Source organism: Bacillota bacterium (genome assembly GCA_040754675.1).
Taxonomy (GTDB): Bacteria; Bacillota; Limnochordia; order Limnochordales; family Geochordaceae; genus Geochorda.
In genome coordinates this window covers 1-2,145 of record JBFMCJ010000652.1, presented here as the reverse complement: position 1 = coordinate 2,145, position 2,145 = coordinate 1, and the positions used below count along the sequence as shown (strand labels likewise).

Genomic DNA, 2,145 nt, shown 5'->3' with positions numbered 1-2,145 from the left:
TGCAGATCGGGCCGGGGCAGGCCGCCCGGATTCCGACGGGCGGGATGCTGCCCGACGGGGCGGACGCCGTCGTGATGGTGGAACAGACCGAGAGCCTCGGTGAACGGGAGATCGAGGTCAAGAAGCCCGTGGCCCCCGGGGAGAACGTCATCCGCCCCGGGGAGGACGTTGCCGCCGGTGCAGTCGCCCTCGAACGCGGCCGGACCCTGCGCCCCCAGGAGCTGGGACTTCTCGCGGCATTGGGGGTCACCCAGGTCGAGGTGGCCATGCCGCCGGCCGTCGCCATCATCTCCACCGGCGACGAGGTGGTGCCGCCGGAGGCCCTGCCGGGCCCCGGCCAGATACGGGACGTGAACGCAACCACGCTCGCCGCACTGGCGGCTCAAGAGGGCGGGCGCCCCATTGCGTTCGGCGTCGTCCCCGACGCTTACGAGGCGGTGCTGGCCGCCCTGCAGCGTGCGCGGGACGCGGCTGACCTGATCCTCGTCTCGGGAGGCAGTTCCATCGGGCCCCGGGACCTGGTGGCCCGCGCCATCAACGCCCTGGGCCGGCCCGGCGTCTTGGTGCACGGGGTCGCCATGAAGCCCGGCAAGCCCGCCATACTGGCCGCCGTCGATGGGAAGGCGGTCGTCGGCCTCCCCGGCCACCCGGCCACGGTCATGGTCGTCTTCCACGTGTTCGTGCGCGAGATCATGCGCAGGCTGCTGGGCCGGGCGCCGGCCCCTGGCCCCACGGTGCGGGCCCGCATGGCTCGCCGGGTCGCGTCCGCGCCGGGCCGTGAGGACTACCTGCGGGTCGCCCTCGAAGAGCGCGGCGGAGAAGTGTGGGCCGTGCCGCTTCTCGGCAAGTCGGGACTCATCTCCACGATGGTGCGAGCGGACGGGCTGGCTCGCATTCCCCTGGATCGGGAAGGGGCGGACGTGGGCGACGCCGTCGAGGTCCAACCGTGGGCGCGGTAGCCATCGGGCACGGCTAGCGTGCTTCGGTCGGCCTGGGGCAGGCAAGGTCCGCGTTGATGCCGGGCGAAGAGAGGATGGGGCGCCGTGAACCAGGAGGCCGCCGGGAGCCGCCGGATTTACCTCAACGACGTTGCTCTCGAAGAGGCGCTGACCCGCTGGCTCGAGGTGCTACGGGCCCGGAGTGCGCTGCGCCCGCTCGACGGGGAATCCGTCCCGTCCGAGCAGGCCCTGGGCCGGGTCACCGCCGCTCCCGTTTACGCCGCCCGCTCCTCCCCGCACTACCACGCCTGCGGCGTGGACGGCGTCGCCGTGAGGGCGGCCGAGACGTTCGGCGCCTCGGAGACGTCGCCGGTGCGCCTGGGGCCGGGGCAGTTCGTGTTCGTGAACACCGGCGATCCGCTGCCGGCGGGGTTCGACGCGGTCGTCATGGTGGAGGAGATCCACGAGCTCCCGGCGCCCGGCAGGGCCGGGCAGGGTGGCAAGGGCGGCCCCGGCGCCAGCGCGCCCTGCGGCATCGAACTCATCTCCCCGGCGATCCCCTGGCAGAACGTCCGGCCCGTGGGCGAGGACATCGTGGCCGGCGAGCTTCTGCTGCCCGCGAACCACGTCATCCGCCCCGTGGACATCGGGGCGATGCTTGCGGCCGGCGCCGTGGAGGTATCGGTGCGGCGCCGGCCCCGGGTGTTCATCATCCCCACCGGCGATGAGCTGGTCGAGCCCGGCGACCCGGTGAAGCCCGGCGACATCGTGGAGTTCAACAGCCGCATGCTGGCGGCCATGGCCCAGGAGTGGGGCGCCGTCGCCGTCCGGCACCCGCCGGTCGCAGACGACCTGGAGGCCCTCGTCGCCGCCATCCGCCGGGGCTTCGGGCATGATGTGGTGGTGGTCAACGCCGGCTCCTCGGCGGGTTCCAAAGATCTGACCGCCGCGGCCGTCGAACGGCTGGGCGAGGTGGTGGTGCACGGGGTTCGCATCAAACCCGGCAAGCCCACGGTGCTCGGCCTGGCGGAACGAACGCCCGTCGCCGGCATCCCGGGCTACCCCGTGACCGCCGCCCTGACGTTTGAACGCTTCGTGAGGCCCCTGGTGCACGCGCTGCAGGGGCTTGCGGCGCCCGGGCGGGAGGTGGTTCGGGCGCGGCTGACCCGCCGGCTGGCCTCGACGGCGGGGGTGGACGAGTTCATCC

2 protein-coding genes are annotated in these 2,145 nt (G+C 73.4%); both read left to right on the top strand.

Going from position 1 to position 2,145, the window contains the following annotated elements; translation table 11 throughout:
• A partial coding sequence (locus tag AB1609_22105; protein ID MEW6049128.1) for a molybdopterin molybdotransferase MoeA occupies positions 1-959 on the top strand: 959 nt, incomplete at its 5' end.
• 84 nt (positions 960-1,043) lie between these two features.
• Positions 1,044-2,145, top strand: a 1,102-nt coding sequence (locus AB1609_22100; protein ID MEW6049127.1) for a molybdopterin-binding protein, incomplete at its 3' end; no start/stop codon positions are given.